Annotated in this window: 16 protein-coding genes; 8 read left to right on the forward strand and 8 right to left on the reverse strand. The window is 70.6% G+C overall.

The window, feature by feature from the left end; translation table 11 throughout:
• Window positions 1–380: 380 nt before the first annotated feature.
• Window positions 381–572 (reverse strand): hypothetical protein, encoded by a 192-nt coding sequence (locus OH768_RS01195; RefSeq protein ID WP_406449060.1) that lies wholly within the window; start codon window positions 570–572, stop codon window positions 381–383.
• Here OH768_RS01195 and OH768_RS01200 point away from each other — a divergent pair.
• The 4 genes from OH768_RS01200 to OH768_RS01215 all read left to right on the forward strand — a co-directional run bounded on the left by OH768_RS01200 (window position 562) and on the right by OH768_RS01215 (window position 4,944).
• The gene (locus OH768_RS01200; protein ID WP_406449062.1) at window positions 562–1,758 is read left to right on the forward strand and encodes a M4 family metallopeptidase; all 1,197 of its coding nucleotides are present in this window, start codon (window positions 562–564) and stop codon (window positions 1,756–1,758) included. The two genes, OH768_RS01195 and OH768_RS01200, sit on opposite strands and share 11 nt — an antisense overlap.
• Window positions 1,759–1,846: 88 nt before the next feature.
• Complete coding sequence (locus OH768_RS01205; RefSeq protein WP_406449064.1) at window positions 1,847–2,641, forward strand: class I SAM-dependent methyltransferase; 795 nt, start codon at window positions 1,847–1,849, stop codon at window positions 2,639–2,641.
• 255 nt (window positions 2,642–2,896) lie between these two features.
• The gene (locus OH768_RS01210) at window positions 2,897–3,340 is read left to right on the forward strand and encodes a DUF485 domain-containing protein (protein WP_406449066.1); all 444 of its coding nucleotides are present in this window, start codon (window positions 2,897–2,899) and stop codon (window positions 3,338–3,340) included.
• Window positions 3,337–4,944, forward strand: a complete 1,608-nt coding sequence (locus tag OH768_RS01215) for a cation acetate symporter (RefSeq protein ID WP_406449068.1) — start codon at window positions 3,337–3,339, stop codon at window positions 4,942–4,944. Before OH768_RS01210 ends, OH768_RS01215 begins: the two co-directional genes overlap by 4 nt.
• Window positions 4,945–4,996: 52 nt before the next feature.
• On the opposite strand, the gene OH768_RS01220 is transcribed toward OH768_RS01215, so the two are convergent.
• A complete protein-coding gene (locus tag OH768_RS01220; protein WP_406449070.1) occupies window positions 4,997–5,791 on the reverse strand; it encodes a lysozyme in 795 nt (264 codons plus the stop codon).
• Window positions 5,792–5,858: 67 nt separating this feature from the next.
• Here OH768_RS01220 and OH768_RS01225 point away from each other — a divergent pair, with 67 nt between their 5' ends.
• Both OH768_RS01225 and OH768_RS01230 read left to right on the forward strand, forming a co-directional pair.
• Window positions 5,859–6,035 carry a hypothetical protein gene (locus OH768_RS01225; RefSeq protein ID WP_406449072.1) on the forward strand — a complete coding sequence of 59 codons (177 nt, stop codon included), beginning with the start codon at window positions 5,859–5,861 and terminating at the stop codon, window positions 6,033–6,035.
• Window positions 6,036–6,041: 6 nt separating this feature from the next.
• Window positions 6,042–6,851 (forward strand): inositol monophosphatase family protein, encoded by an 810-nt coding sequence (locus OH768_RS01230; RefSeq protein WP_406449074.1) that lies wholly within the window; start codon window positions 6,042–6,044, stop codon window positions 6,849–6,851.
• Here OH768_RS01230 and OH768_RS01235 read toward each other — a convergent pair.
• From OH768_RS01235 to OH768_RS01250, 4 genes are all read right to left on the reverse strand, one after another.
• Window positions 6,826–7,008 (reverse strand): zinc-binding dehydrogenase, encoded by a 183-nt coding sequence (locus OH768_RS01235; RefSeq protein WP_406449076.1) that lies wholly within the window; start codon window positions 7,006–7,008, stop codon window positions 6,826–6,828. The genes OH768_RS01230 and OH768_RS01235 overlap by 26 nt on opposite strands.
• On the reverse strand, window positions 6,975–7,805 hold the full coding sequence (locus OH768_RS01240; protein ID WP_406449078.1) for an NAD(P)-dependent alcohol dehydrogenase: 831 nt from the start codon (window positions 7,803–7,805) through the stop codon (window positions 6,975–6,977). The genes OH768_RS01235 and OH768_RS01240 overlap by 34 nt, the downstream gene beginning before the upstream one ends.
• A gap of 102 nt (window positions 7,806–7,907) precedes the next feature.
• Window positions 7,908–9,287: an MFS transporter gene (locus OH768_RS01245; protein ID WP_406465093.1), complete on the reverse strand. Its 1,380-nt coding sequence runs from the start codon at window positions 9,285–9,287 to the stop codon at window positions 7,908–7,910.
• Window positions 9,288–9,478: 191 nt separating this feature from the next.
• Window positions 9,479–11,836, reverse strand: coding sequence for an FUSC family protein (locus OH768_RS01250; RefSeq protein WP_406449080.1), 2,358 nt, complete (start codon window positions 11,834–11,836; stop codon window positions 9,479–9,481).
• A gap of 215 nt (window positions 11,837–12,051) precedes the next feature.
• On the opposite strand from OH768_RS01250, the gene OH768_RS01255 reads away from it, so the two are divergent.
• Window positions 12,052–13,017 carry an NAD(P)H-dependent flavin oxidoreductase gene (locus tag OH768_RS01255; protein ID WP_406449082.1) on the forward strand — a complete coding sequence of 322 codons (966 nt, stop codon included), beginning with the start codon at window positions 12,052–12,054 and terminating at the stop codon, window positions 13,015–13,017.
• Window positions 13,018–13,029: 12 nt separating this feature from the next.
• Here the strand turns inward: OH768_RS01255 and OH768_RS01260 are convergent, their stop codons facing one another.
• The gene (locus OH768_RS01260) at window positions 13,030–13,701 is read right to left on the reverse strand and encodes a class I SAM-dependent methyltransferase (RefSeq protein ID WP_406449084.1); all 672 of its coding nucleotides are present in this window, start codon (window positions 13,699–13,701) and stop codon (window positions 13,030–13,032) included.
• A 56-nt stretch (window positions 13,702–13,757) separates the two neighbouring features.
• On the opposite strand from OH768_RS01260, the gene OH768_RS01265 reads away from it, so the two are divergent.
• Window positions 13,758–14,363: a YdcF family protein gene (locus tag OH768_RS01265; protein WP_406449086.1), complete on the forward strand. Its 606-nt coding sequence runs from the start codon at window positions 13,758–13,760 to the stop codon at window positions 14,361–14,363.
• Between the two features lie 3 nt (window positions 14,364–14,366).
• On the opposite strand, the gene OH768_RS01270 is transcribed toward OH768_RS01265, so the two are convergent.
• Window positions 14,367–14,870, reverse strand: coding sequence for a cupin domain-containing protein (locus tag OH768_RS01270; protein ID WP_406449088.1), 504 nt, complete (start codon window positions 14,868–14,870; stop codon window positions 14,367–14,369).
• Window positions 14,871–14,961 lie beyond the last annotated feature (91 nt).

Consider the following 14,961-nt stretch of genomic DNA (forward strand, 5'->3'; position numbering starts at 1 on the left):
GCCATGCACGAGTGTCGAGTGAAACGTGTGTGCTGATGGCATGTCAACGAGGCCAACGGGACTTTCTGAACGCGAAGTTCACCCAGAGGCGCGTGCGGCGACGGCACCCCAGGGGGATGTATGGGCTCCGGAACGAACCGACCCGCCTTGCCCTTGTGCGCAAACCCCGTCGCAAACACGTCGAGCCGACGGCCTACCTCTCGAAGTGGTTGTACAACCGGTAGGCGCGGCAATGGTTCCGGCAAGAATCTCCCAGCACCGGGTCATCCTGACGCCATGAGACGCCCATTCCCTTGTCCGGGTACGGATCCTGGAACGTGCTGACGCCCGCGTTGGAATCCGACATGGTCAGAATCTGGGTGGAGATTCCCTCGGTACGGTCACGGGTGCTTGTCGTCGGCTCTCCCGAAGCGCGTCTCGGCGGTCGCGGCGGCGACGGCAACAAAGACGGCCAGGAGGCCGACGACGAGTGGCAGTCGGACGGACACGCCGGTCAGCGATCCGGCCAGTGCCGTGCCGGCGGAGCCGGACGTGATCTTCAGGGCCGCGACCCATGAGGCAATGCCGTTCATCACCGGGGACACCGTCTCCGAGGAGGCTCGCGAGGACCTGGCTCGCGACGCCGTGCAGCGGTTGGTGCGGGCGATCACGGAGATCGGCGAGGTGGCCCGGATCTCCAAGGGCCAGATCCGGGCGTGGACGAGCCGGCTGGAACTGGTCGACCGCAGCGCCAGTCCGCTGGAACCCGCACTGTTGCGCTCCAGCGTGGTCCCGCTGCTCCTGCTGGAACGGCTGACCGATCAGGCCCCGCCGCAGTTCGTCCTCCGCCGTGCCGAGGTGTACGTGGAGGAGGGGCGCGTCGTACGGAATCCGGACATGGCGTCGGCCGAGGACGTGAAGCACGTGGTCTTCGACGCACGGTGGGGCACGGATCTCAACCGCCTCTCCACGGTGGCCCGTTCAACTGGTCACGGTCCGGTGGGTGACCCGGCCGTCGACGAGGCGTACGAGGGGCTCTTGGCCGCGTCGGAGTTTCTGCGGGAGGTCTTCGGCCGCGAGTACGTCGCGAGGCCCGGCGAGGGACCGATCGCGGCGGTCGTCCACTACGACCGGCACTACAACAACGCGTTCTGGAACGGTGAGGTCCTGGTCCTCGGGGACGGCGACGACCAGATCTTCACCCGGTTCAGCAAGTGCGTCGACATCATCGGGGTCGAGATCTGGAAGGGACTCGGCGAACTGAGCCTGATCCCCTACTACGGACAGACCGGCGCCCTGCGCAACTCGATCTGCGATGTCTTCGGAGTACTGCTCAAGCAGTACACGCTGGATCAGACCGTGGATCAGGCGGACTGGCTCCTGGGCGCCGGGCTGCTGGCTCCCGGCATCCACGGCGACACGCTGCGTTCGCTGAAGGATCCCGGCAGCGCTTACGACGACGCCGTTCTGGGCACCGAACCGCAGCCCAGGACGATGGAGGGTTACCAGCACACGGAACGCGACAACGGAGGCGTGCACCTCAACTCGGGTATCCCCAACCACGCCTTCTACCTTGTCGCCGAGCGGCTGGGCGGCAAGGCGTGGGAACGGGCCGGACAGATCTGGTGGGCGGCCCTGACCAGCGCCGAACTCGACGAGAACGTACAGTTCGCCGACTTCGCCCGCCTGACGGCCACCGCGGCTCTCCGCCTCTACGGCGAGGGCGACGAGCATCGCACGGTTCTCGACGCCTGGTCCGCTGTCGGAGTCCTTCAGTAGGTGCGATGGGTGCGGGAGTTTTCTGCTGGTAGCGATCCGCGTGCTGCTGAGCTGTCCTGATCGGCCCGCCCTCGCCAGGGTGAGGGGCATGACTGTGGGTGTGGGTTTCAGTGGTGAGGTCGCCGAGTTCTACGCGAAGTACCGTCGTGGCTATCCGCCTCCGGTCATCGAGGCTCTGCGGACAGCCTTCGCGCTGGACGCCGACGACATCGTGCTCGACCTCGGATGCGGCACTGGCCAGCTCTCACTTCCCCTTGCTTCCCGGGTCCGTTCCGTCATCGGCATGGACCCGGAACCGGACATGTTGCGGCTCGCCGGGGAGACGGCCGCGGGGCAGGGCGTGCGCAATGTGACCTGGGTGCTGGGCGCCGACAGCGACGTCCCCGCGCTCGGAGCGCTGGTGGGGCGGGGATCCCTGGCGATGACGGTGATCGGGCAGGCCCTGCACTGGATGCGGCACGAGGAGCTCTTCCGTACGTTGGCGCCCCTGTTCCGTGCGGGCGGAGGTGTCGCCGTGGTGGCCAACGGCACACCGTTGTGGCTGCAGGACTGTGCCTGGTCACACGCGCTGCGGGCCTGCCTGGAGGAGCACTTCGGCAGGAGGCTGGAGGCAACGTGCGGGACCGCCGCGGACGACCGGCGCCGATACGCGGAGGCGCTCCGTGCCGCCGGGTTCACGGATGTGCGGGAAACGGTGATCGACTACGGCGACGAGCTGAGCATCGACGAAATCATCGGCGGTGTCTACTCCGCGATCCCCGCGGACAAGCTGCCCGGGCAGGAGGATCGGCCCGCGTTCGCCGAGCGGATTCACCGGTCGCTCCCGTCCGGCCCGTATCCCGAAAGCGTCCAGGTCTCCGTACTCGTGGGCCGGGTGACCTGATCGGCCCCGCACCTGGCAGGACAACAGGAACGCCTTCAGCAGACGTGCCTCACACGGCACTCCCGTGATGTTTCATCTCACCCCTCACATCCACAACATCCGAGGTCAGCGCGGTGCAGTGGTTCTCACCAGGGAGTTCGCCGGAAGTCCTGCGCGGGCTCCGGCGCCCGCATAGCGTGCGGTGACCAGGACCGCTCCCCCGCGTTCTCGCGGTCGGCACCTGTTGGGGCCCACGACCCACTAGGAGATCTTGGAATGTCCGCCGACAGCTCCGAGTTACACCCGCTGCGCCACCGGCCCGCACGACACGCCTCCCCCATCCCGCCCTCGCCGCCACCCGCCGCCCACAGCACCGGCAACACCAACTGGCGGTCGGTGCGGGCCCGTTCATGGACCGGCCCCCACCGCGATCTACGACTTCTGCGCCGGGCCTGCCGCCGGCAGCGACGCGTCGCCGCACTCGCCGCGCTCGGCTACTTCGCCGTCTTCCTCACCCTCACCGTCGCACTCCCCTCGGTGATGACCGCCCCCGCCCTCGGCGGCCTGCCCGCCGGCCTCTGTCTGGCCCTGGTCCAACTCCCCGTCACCTGGCTGGCCGTGCTCTTCTACGAGTACACCGCGCGACGCCACGTCGACCCCCTCGCCCAGCGGGTGCGCCATCAGACGCCGTACCCCCGCGACGAGCAGGTCCTGCCGTGACCGACTTCAAGGGCGCCGCGCAGTCCTGGTCACTCGTGGCGTTCTTCAGCGTCGTCACCCTCACCCTGCTGCTGTGCGTGGTCACCGGCCCGGACCGCGACGACCTCGACGAGTTCTACACCGGCTACCGGTTCCTCTCCCCGCTGCGCAACGGCCTGGCCATCGCCGGCGACTACATCTCCGCGGCCACCGTTCTGACCGTCGGCGGCATCATCGCGCTCTGCGGCTACGACGGTGTCGTCCTGGCCCTGAGCACCCTGCTCTCCCTGCTGCTCCTGATGTTCCTGCTGGCCGAACCGCTGCACCACACCGGCAGGTTCACCATGGGCGACGTGCTCGCCCGCCGTATGCCCGGCCGCGCGGTCCGCATCACCGCCTGCGCCGTCACCTTCGCCGCACTGGTGCCCATGATGGTCGTCCAACTCGCCGGCGTAGGACAGTTGTTGGCATACGTCCTCGGCTTCTCCGACAGCACCATGCGCACCGGCTGTGTCGTCGGGGCCGGGGCGCTCATGATCACGTACGCGGCTCTCGGAGGCATGCGCGGCACCGCACTGATCCAGATCCTGAAGACCGTGATCCTCCTCGGCTCGGGCCTGGTCGTCGCCGCGCTGATCCTGCACACCTTCGGCTGGAGCCCCCCGGCCCTGTTCCGGACGGCCGCGCAGAACAGCGGGGCCGGCCACAACTACCTGCGCTACGGGCTCCAGTTCGCCGGCGGACGGCACCCCGCCCTCGACATGGTCAGCACCCAGTGCGCCATCGTGCTCGGCGGTGCGTCCCTCCCCCACGTCACCATGCGCATGTACACCGCCGGCAGTACCCGGCAGGTACGTCGTGCGATGTCCTGGGCCGTGTCGGCGGTCGCGCTGTTCATCGCCGTCATGACCGTCGTCGCGGTCGGCGCCACCGCCCTCATCGGAGCGAAAACCATCACCACCGCGGACCCGCGTGGCTCCACCGCCTATCTCCTCGGGGCGCGCGCCGCGTTCGGCACCGACCTCTCCCGTCCGGAGAGCCTGCTGTTCACCACCGTCACCACGGCCATCTTCCTGACCCTGCTGGCCTCCGTGGCCAGCATGACGCTGGCCTGCGCCAACTCCCTCGCCCACGACATCGCCGCCCGCCCCGACACACCGCCGCTGCGCGAAATGGCGCTGGCCCGCCTGTCCGCCCTGGCCGTGGGCATCCCCGTGATCGCGCTGGCCGTACTCGCCCAGCACCGCAGTCTCCAGCCCCTCGCCATCCTCTCCTTCTGCCTGGGCGCCTCGGCCATCGCCCCGGCGCTCCTCTACAGCCTCTTCTGGCGCCGCTACACCCGCGCCGGCCTGCTGGCCACACTCATCGGCGGAACCGTCAGCGTCCTCGTCCTCCTCCCGGGCACCAGCCTCGTCTCCGGCACCCCTCAATCCGCCTTCCCCGACGCCGACTTCAACTGGTTCCCCTTCACCACGACCGCCCTGGTCTCCGTCCCGGCCGGGTTCCTCAGCGGCCTCGTCGCCACTGTCCTGTCCCGCAGAAGGTCCAACACGCGCGCACGCAGCCGGTACGAAGCCATCGAGCCCGTCCTGCTGGCCGGACCGGCGTACCCCAAGAACGGATGACAACCCGCCGCCGAGGTCGGGACCGGGGGCCGGAGCCCCCGGCACCCGCCTGTCAGCCGGCGGCGAACCGGCGCAACGCGTCCTGGGAGCCGTTGAACCGGTCGTGGTCACCGACCGTCTGCCCGGTCGACGTGTACTGCCACATCGTGTACGCCGACCAGCCCGCCGGAAGCGCCCCCACGGTCGAGGCGTACCGGGCCACCCACAGGGGGTTCGTGGCACCGAATCCCCGGTAGCCGCCGGTGCAGCTGCTCCACCAGCTGGTGGACGTGTAGATCACGGCATCACGGCCGGTACGGGCTTTGTAGCGGCTCAGGAAATCACCGATCCAGGTGACCATGCCGCTCGTGGACTTGCCGTAGCAGGAGTCCCCGTAGGGATTCCACTCGATGTCGAGTACCCCCGGGAGTGTCCGGCCGTCGCCCGACCAGGCCCCGCCGTGGTCCACGAAGTAGTCGGCCTGCGCGGCTCCGCTGCCCGAGTCCGGCGTGGCGAAGTGGTAGGCCCCGCGGACCATGCCGACGTCGTACGCGCCTTCGTACTGGTCGCCGAAGTTCGGGTTCCGGTAGGAGGTACCTTCCGTGGCCTTCGTGTAGGCCCACCTGGTACCGGCGCTCCACAGAGTGGGCCACGCCACGTCACTCTGATAGCTGGAGACGTCGACGCCCTCGGTCTGCCCGGCCCGCTCCTCCGGGGACACCGCGCCGGTCCTGCCGCCCGTCCCGTCGTGGGCCATGACGCCGATGCCCATGTAGGCGCTGCCCCGCACGGGTCCGGGTTCGGCCGTGGTCGGCGGGGGGGCCATACCGGTCACGGTGAGGAGAAGGCCGGACAGCACCACGGCCATGCACAGACGGGAAAGCCCGTCCCAGGTTGATATTCGTCGTCGCATACCGCCTATACGAACCGCAACCGTGCCATATCGCACGTCATGTACCGCCAACCACGCCCGCACCCCGTACCGCGAGGCGTCCGTGGTCCCGGCGTACGGCTCGCCGAAGGCAAGGCCGCCGACGCAGCCGTACACCGACGTGATCTCCTGGATCGAGGCCGACACGGGAAGGTTCGCCCGCACAGTACTGGAGTGGTGAAGAGCAGTGACGAACGAGCATGACCTGGATGCCGCGCTTCGGGTGGCCGTGGAGCTGGCCGAGTGGGCATCGGAGACGATCCGCGGCGGGAACGGAGGGTCCTCTGGCCCGGTCCGGCAGAAGGCGGGCCCGGCCGACATCGTCACGGACACGGACGAGGCTGTGGAGCGGCACGTACGGTCGGTGCTGCGGCGCGAGTTCCCCGGCTGGGGGATCGACGGCGAGGAGTACGGCGTCGAGGAGGGCGCGTCGGACGCCCCGCACTGGGTGATCGATCCCGTGGACGGAACCACCAACTACGCCCACGGGCTGGGCTGGTGCTCCTTCTCGCTGGGCCTCGCGCGGCCGGACGGCTCCCCTCTGCTGGGTCTGGTCGCGGACCCGTGGCGGGTCGAGGTGTTCACGGCCGTACGGGGCAGGGGCGCCTACCTGAACGGCGTCCCGATCCACGCGGCGGACCACGCGACGCTGACCGGCCATGTGTTCATGACGGAGTGGGCGGCGCACGCGCACTGGCCGGGCCTGGACGCATTGCTGGCCCGACTGGCCGACCGGCACTGCACGGTACGCGTGATGGGTTCGACGGCCCTGTCCCTGGTGCAGGTCGCGGCGGGCCGGGCGGCGGCCGCCGCGATCGGTGAGTTCCACCCGGTGGACGGTCTCCCGGCGCTGCTGATCGCGACGGAGGCAGGGGCGGTCGCGGTGCCCGAACTCCCGGCCTACGACGAGCCGTTGCTGCTGGCGGCGCCCGGAGTCGCGGCGGAGGCGCGGGAGTTGTGGCAGTCGACGGTCAATTCCTCGGTCCCGCGACAGTGACGACGACCTTGCCCTGCGGATGGCCGTTCTCCAAGTGGCGGACGGCGTCGGCGGCTTCGGCCAGTGGAAAGGTGCGGTCGACCACGGGAGTGAGTTCGCCCTTGTCGATGATCGCGTCGAGCGTCAGGAGGTCCGCACGGCGTACGACCGTGAGCATGCCCCGGAGCTTCCGGCGACCGGCGAGCGCAGCCCCATCTCCAGACGGATGCCCGCGTCGGCGAACAAGCGGCTCCCGCCTTCGCCGCCGACACGGACCAGGGTGCCGCGCGGAGTGAGGACACTGCGCAGGAGTGAGACGCTGCGGTTGCCAGCGGCGTCGAGGACGACGTCGTATCTGCGCGGGCGGTCGGTGATCTCCTCGCGGGTGTAGTCGATGACGTCGACGGCCCCCAGGGAACGGACGAAGTCCGCCGCGTCCGGACCGCAGACGGCGGTGGCCTCGGCGCCGTGCGCGGTGGCGAGCTGGACGGCGAAACTGCCCACTCCGCCCGAGGCGCCGACGACCAGGACCTGCCGGCCCGGCCGCAGACCGGCCTTGGTGTGCAGCGCCTGGAGGACGGTGACACCGGAGCAGGGGACGGCGGCGGCCTGTTCGAAGGTGAGGCAGTCGGGTTTGCGCGCGATCCTGCCGGCCCTGACAAGGGCGAACTCTGCGAAGGAGCCTCGGCATTCGCCGTGGACGGCGTCTCCGGGTTCGAGGTCGGTCACGCCGGGGCCCACCGCTTCGACCACCCCCGCGCCGTCCCAGCCAGGGACGGGGTTCTTCGGCCTGCGCAGCCCGAAGACGAGCCGCGCGGGATAGGGCAGGCCGGTCATCAGGTGCCACACGTCGGGCCCTGCGCCGGCGGCCCGCACGCGGATCAGTGCCTCGTCGGGGCCGGGCACCGGGCGGTCGACGTCCCGCAACTCCAGTACGTCAGCCGGGCCGTAGACGTCCTGCACGATGGCTTTCACGGTGGTTGCCTCCCGTTCGGGTCGGGGCACCCACCCACCCAGCATCCCGCGAGCCGGCGCACAGGCCCAGCAGTCGGCCGGTAGACCGGCAGGTCTCGGAATCTATCTCTCGTCAACGGGTTCAGCAGGGCAAGCGGTGACGGCCGATCCGGAGGCGTGTCCTCGCTCCGGTCCTGCCGTCCGTGTGCGGGCCGCCAGGCGGGCCGTAGCGGTGACCGGCAACACCAGCAGCGCGAACGCCCAGACGAACGGGGCGAGTTGACTGTTCGTCGCCGTCGACACCGCGCTGAACAGGGCCGAGGCCAGGGCCAGGACGATCGTCTGGCCCAGGTTCTGCGCGGTCTGCATCGCGCTGCTCGCATAGCCCTGCCCGCCGGCCGGGGCGTGGTTGAGGGACAGCAGGGTCAGCGAAGGCGTAGCGAGTCCCATGCCGACAGCGGCCAGCACCATCGAGGACACCGCCGTGGCCGCGGGCACCACGGGCAGGACGCACACCACGGCCGACACGACCGCAGCCGCCATCATCCCGGCCCCGACGGCGACGAGCCGGTGCCGAGGCACCCGGTCCTGCAGGCGTCCCTGGAGCCAGGACGCCCCGGCCCAGGCGAGCGCGGCCCCGGTGAAGGCGAGCCCCGTCACCACGCCCGGCACCCGTCGAGCCGTACTCAACATCAGCGGTACGAACGCCTCCAGCGTGAAGTACGCGCCGGACGTCAGCGCCCGCAGCAGCACCGTCGCGGGGAGCCCGCGCCCGGCTCGCCAGGTACGCGGCGGCAGCAGCCTCGGCGCGAACACCACGAGCAGCGCCAGTCCGGAGACCGTGCACACCACATGCCGTACGTCCCAGGCGGAGACGCCGTACTGAGCGAGCGCCGCCGCCACGCTCACCGCCAGCGCGGCGGACAGGGCCGGCCGACGCACCGGCCCCTCTGGCCCTCGGGCGTCCTGCGCAGCTACCGCTCCACCCTCCGGCCCCCGCCCGCGCAGCAGCAGCACCGCTGTCACCGCCGGCAGCAGGGTGAGGCCCGCGAGGCCGAAGAAGACCGCGCGCCAGGACCACCACGCGGCCACGAGCCCGGCGAGCGGCGGACCGGCCAGTGACGGCACGATCCAGCAGGCGCTCATCAGGGCCAGGGCGCGGGCACGCATGTGATCCGGGTAGGCCTGCCCGATGGCCACGTTGATCGCCACGGCCACCAGTCCGGCCGCGATGCCGTCCGCGAATCGTCCCAGGGCCAGCTGCCAGATGGTCGTACTCGTCGCGGAGACGAGCAGTGTGACGACGGTCAGGGCCACCCCGGCCATCAGCGGCCGACGAGGCCCGGCACGGTCCGCCCAGGTCCCGCCCAGCACCCCGCCGAGCAGGCTCGCGGCGACGAACGCCCCCGCCACCAGCGGATACAGCACCACCCCGTCGAGATCCCTGGCGGCCACCGGCAGCAACGGCATCACCGCCAGCGCGGCGAACCCGCTCAGGAACATCACCGCCGCGAAACTCGCGGTCGCGGCCAGATACGTACGGGAGAACAGCCCGGGCGGAGATGGAGGCCGGGGAACAGGCGCGACGGGTGCGGCACGGCGGCGTCGGGTCACGGACAGAAAGGTATGCACCAACTCGGGGGATGGCCAACGTATTTGATCCCGGCGGGCAGGATCGCGGACGCGGCGCAGCCTCAGACCGAAGCGCTCGGCTGCGCCGCCGCCGTCAGGACGTACTGGAGGCGGCGGGCCGCGTTGAGGTGGTCCGCCGTCCAGATGATGCGGACGGCGGTGGCCGTGGCGCGTCCGTCGTCGTCGCGCAGGTCGCGGCGCAGGGAGTCGACGAGGCGCGCTTCTTCCTCGGTGTTGAGTGCCAACGGGTCCGGTGCGGCGGTGTGTTGACCGAGTCCGGCGGCCAGGTCGCGGTACCAGTCGGAGAGCCGGACGACGGTGTCGAGGAGGATCAGCCGGGCCTCGGAGCGGTCGGGCTGGATCTGTTCGTCGCCGCCGTTGCGCTGCCACAGTTCCAGCACCGCGTCCGCGGCGAGGCGCAGTCCTACGATCCCGGTGACCAGGGTGGTCATGTCGGAGAGCCGTACCGGCTTGGCGCCCCGTTCGGCGAGGTAGCTGCGGAAGGCGTCGTCGAGTCGGCGGGCCGCGGCGGCCGCCTGTCGGCCCGCCTCCAGCGGTGCGTCGGTCGGCAGGCAGCCGATGCTGCAGCGACTGGCCGCGTACTCCACCGCGTCCGCGAGATAACGGGCACTGGTGTCGTACGCCGCGGACAGCGCCCGCTCCACGGCGGCCCCGGCGCCTCGCGGCCAGAAGAACAGGCCCACCAGCACACTCACCGCGCAGCCCAGGGCGATGTCCTGGATCCGCAGCAGCACGATGTGCCAGTCGGGGTCCTGGCCGATGTTGAACAGGATGACCAGGGCGACGGTGAAGGCCGCCTGTCCGGCCGCGAAGGAGATCGCGGCGGGGGCGATACCGGCGACGAGCACGGCGACGGGGAGCAGGAACCAGAGCAGGGTGCCGTGGTGGCCGATGAGCTGGAGCAGCCCGACCCCCACGAGCGAGCCGACCAGGGTGCCGCCCAAGGCCCGCAGCGCGTTCTGCCCGGTGTTGAGCGCGTTGGAGCGCAGCACCGACAGGGTGCCGAGCAGTACCCAGAAGGAGTGCTGGACCCCTGTCGCGTTCGCCAGCGCCACGGCGATTCCGAGACCGAGCGCACCCCGGAGGCTGTTGTGAAGCCAGACCGAGCGCAGCTCCAGGTGGGCGGCGGCGCGCTCGACGGCCGAGCCCAGCGGCTGGGCCAGTGCGCCCGGTTCCCCGCCGAGCAGCCGCTCCGGCCAGCTGCGCCGCTCGGCAGCCGCGGCGAGATCCACGTTGCCGGCGATCTGCACGGTGGCGAAGCCCAACTCCTGGGCGCGGAAGGAGAGATCGAGGGTCTCGATGAAGGCGCGGACCTCCGACTCCGTGCGCGGCTTCGGCTGTTCGACGGGCAGTCGGTGGGTGGCGCCGTCCTCCATGCCGTCCATCGCCGCACGCAGGTTCACCAGGGCGGCGCGCAGGGCGTCGGGCGCTTCGCGCGGGGCGTCGAGGAGTACGGCCGCCTCGTCCAGGGCCGTGGCCGCCGCCCGCCGTACGGTGCGTGCGTCGGCGTCGCAGACCCGGCGTTCGGCCGAGGCGGGACCGCTGTCCTCCACGATGGCGCTGAGCCAGGTGAGTTCGTCGACCAGGCGGACCAGTGCGCGGGAGCCGACGGACAGACCGGTGGGCCGGTAGGGCGTGGCGTCGAAGGCGGTGCGCAGATCCGCCGCCGCGGCGGTGGCCCGGTCGGCGGCGGCCTCGCACTGCCGGGCGGTCGGCGCCTGCGGCCCGCCGTCCAGCCAGGAGGCGTCGGTGCGCACCTGTGCCGCCGCCGCGCGGCAGACCCGGGCGGCGGGCGCGCTGAGCGGGTCCGCGGTGGACCGGGGCCACAGCAGGGAGATCGCGAGCATGGCGGCGACCGCGGCGAGACCCGCTCCCGCGAGCCGGTCGGGCAGCTGCGACAGCGGGGCCGGCGAGGTCACGGGAAGGATGAAGGCCAGCAGCAGCGCGGTCGTGGCGCCCGCGAGGACGGAGCTGACCACGCCCGAGAAGAGCACCAGAAAGCCCACTACGACCATGGTGGCCACTGCAAGCCAGGTCGTCCGCGCCACCAGCGTGCCGAGACAGATGAGCGCCGCCCAGCCCAGCGCGAGCCCCACGTGCGCCCGCAGGCGCTGCACCATCGGGCCGCTGAACTCGACCAACAGGAGCATCGAGAACGACCCGAACGCCGCGTAGGTCGCCATCGTCGAGGATTTCAGCAGTTGGCCGCACAAGGCGAACAACGCGGGCATCACCAGCGCGGTGCGTGCGGCCCTGCGCGTCGCCGCGAGCCCCGGATCATGGTCCCGCAACCACGCCGGAATCCGCCCGGGCAGGCCGCGCCAAGGTATCTCCATACGCCGGCGCACCTCCACCCCGCGCAGCACCCACGTGCCCCGCCATACCCGAGTATCCGCCATGGCCGTCGATCTCCCTGCCGGGCGGGACAGAGCTCCGGCTCGGTCACGGTTCGAGGAGAGCGACCGTCTCCGTGTGCCCCGCTCTCGGTGTCGGGGAAGGCACCGGCCGACAGAAGCAGGCGGACGATCGTGGCTTCCCCGGCCGAGATCAGGGGGCGGATAGGTGGCCAAGCCGCTCATTACCCCGAGAGGGTCATCGGGTGATGATGGGGGCCATGGCTTTGACGACGGCGTTCACGAAGCTCTTCGGAGTGCGACACCCCATCGCCCTGGCGCCGATGGGCGGATCGGCAGGTGGTGCGCTGACCGCGGCCGTCTCCCGTGGGGGCGGGCTCGGCCTGCTGGGCAGCGGCGACGGCGAACGCGACTGGCTGGCAAGGGAGTTGGCCATCGTCACCGAGAACACCACGGACCCGTGGGGCATCGGTTTCCTCACCTGGCAGATAGATGTCGCCGCGGTGGAGCACGCCCTGGAACACCAACCCCGGGCGGTGATGCTGTCCTTCGGGGATCCGAGCCCGTTCGCCGAGCGAATTCGCCGTACGGGTACGGCACTTGTCATTCAGGTCACCGATCTCGAGGAAGCCCGGCGGGCGGTGGACCTGGGCGCCGACGTGATCGTGGCGCAGGGTTCCGAGAGCGGCGGACACGGCGCCCGGCGCGGTCGCTCCACGCTGCCGTTCGTGCCGGTCGTCGTCGACCTGGCCGCTCCGACACCCGTCCTCGCCGCCGGTGGCATCGCCGACGGCCGCGGGCTGGCCGCCGCTCTCGCCCTGGGAGCCGCCGGGGCACTCGTCGGCACCCGCTTCCAGGCGACCACCGAAGCCCTGGTCGCCCCCTCGACCAGCACGGCCATCGTCCAGGGCCACGGCGCGGACACCGAGCGCAACAGGATCCTCGACATCGCCCGAGGCTCCCGCTGGCCGGCGAAGTACACCGCCCGCACGCTCGGCCATCCGTTCCTCGACCGGTGGCGCGACCGGGAGACGGAACTCGCCACCGACCCCCACGCCCGGCACGCCTACCAAGTCGCCCTGTCCCAGGGCGACATACCGGCCCTGCCCGTGTGGGCCGGCGAAGCCGTCGACCTCATCAACGACCTGCCCTCGGCCACCGGCCTCGTCAACTCCCTTGCCGCACAGGCCGAGGAGGCACTCGCCCGAGCCGGAAAGGAAACCTGATCCCACCTGGCTTCACGTCACGGCGGCCTTGCGGGCGAGGATCTGGATCCCCGTCGACTCATGGCCGTTCATCGTGGACACCGTCACGGTCCGGGTGCCGATGCCGTCGAAGTCGGCGAGCAGCGTGGTGAGCCACTCACGGGAGTGATGGCGGCACACCGCGCCGTCACCGGTCCGGAACACGCCGTAACTGACGTCGCCGTGGCCGCCGTTGAGGGTGGCGTAGTCGTCGTAGCGGCTGCGGTTGCGCTCGTCGTCCTGCAGCAGAAGGTCGCTGACGTAGAGGATTCCGCCGGGCTTGAGGATGCGGTGCAGTTCGGCGATCAGCCGGCGTTGGGCTTCGTCGCCCGGGACGCAGGTCAGTACGGCGAAGAGCAGGACCGCGTCGAAGTCGGCGTCCGGGGAGGGCATGGCCGGGGGTGTGTCCAGGGTGGTGAAGTGCATGGCGGGGTGCAGGTGTTGGGCCCGATCGATCATCGCCGGTGAGATGTCCGCGCCTGTCAGATTGCGGAAACCGTGCTGTTCGAGTTCGTCCAGCGTACGGCCGTAGCCGCATCCGTAGTCGAGAATCGCGGCCTGTCCGCTGATCCCCGCCAGCCAGGGCAGATGGAGCGGGTGGGTGAAAGTCTTCGTGGCAGCGGCGGCGTCCCAGTAGGGGATCTGGGTGTCGAGACGGTCGGACACGGTGGATGCCTCTCTGCGGAACGGCAGGGACCACCAGGGTGACCTAGAGTCGCCGAATGCGACAAAGGACAGGCGTGGCGGCGGCTGGAGTAGTGGTCCTTGCCTGGGGCGAGTGGCTGAACCGGCGCTGGTCTCGAACTCTCGTGGGAGACAACGGGGGTGATGTCGAGGCAGTGGTCGTGCTGGGATACCGGAACCCCCAGCCGACGGCGAACCTCATCAACCGCTGGCGAGTCCGCGCCGGAATTCGCTCCGTCACCGATGACGGCGCGCACGACACCCGCGTGATCTTCAGCGGCGGTGCGACGACCAGCGGTGGTGTCTCCGAGGCACAGTTGATGGCCGGCTACGCGCGGTCGGTGCTCAAGTTCGACGGCACAGTGCTCCTCGAAGAGGAGAGCGGGACGACGTGGGAGAACGTCACCAACGTGATCCCACTGCTCGAGAACGCCGACCGCATCAAGATCGCCTCCCAGCCGGCTCACGCCCTCAAGGCCCGCGCGTATCTGCGGCGGCAGCGCCCCGATCTCGCGAAGCGGCTCGTGCGCGCGGACGACTACCGACCCGGCGAGTGGCTGATCGTCAAACCGCTGCTGGCGCTGTACGGGCTTTGGACGCTCCGCGGTCTGAATGCCGATGAACGCAGGACCACACCTGGCTGACCCTCAGCTCCCGGCGCCCAGCACATACAGCCCCGGAAGATTGACCACGATCGCCTCCTGGGTGCTGCGGGCGATCACGACCACGGCCTCCTCCGCCGGGTCGGGGTTCTCCTCGCGGTGCGGGACGAACGGGGGGACGAAGATGTAGTCGCCGGGGGACGTGCGCAGACGGATCTCCTCCGGCCGCGGACCCGCGTCGTCGAGGAAGACGAACTCGGGGTGTCCGCCGACCACGTAGATCGCGGTCTCGGATTCGCCGTGGTGGTGGTCGGAGGAGGCCGTGGAGGGGGCGACATGCGTCTGGCCCATCCACAGTTTCTCGGAGCCGACCGTTCTCCCGCTCACCGCTGCGAACCTGCGCATGCCGCCGCTCTGTGCCGTGTCGCCGTCGAGGGCGTCGGCGCGGATGTGGTGCAGGCGGGTGCGCAGGGGGGTCGCGGACTGCCCTGCGGCGTCGTGGAGATGGGGGTGGAAACCCTCGCCGGGGGTGGTCAACGGCTCGCTCATGGTCGGTGACGCTAGAGCCGCCCCGAAAAGGATGTCAACAGGTGTCCATTGTCCTTCACCTGCGGCAATGTTCCCGCAATGTATGCGGGAA

Source organism: Streptomyces sp. NBC_01622, from assembly GCF_045209635.1.
In the GTDB taxonomy this organism is placed as follows: Bacteria; Actinomycetota; Actinomycetes; order Streptomycetales; family Streptomycetaceae; genus Streptomyces.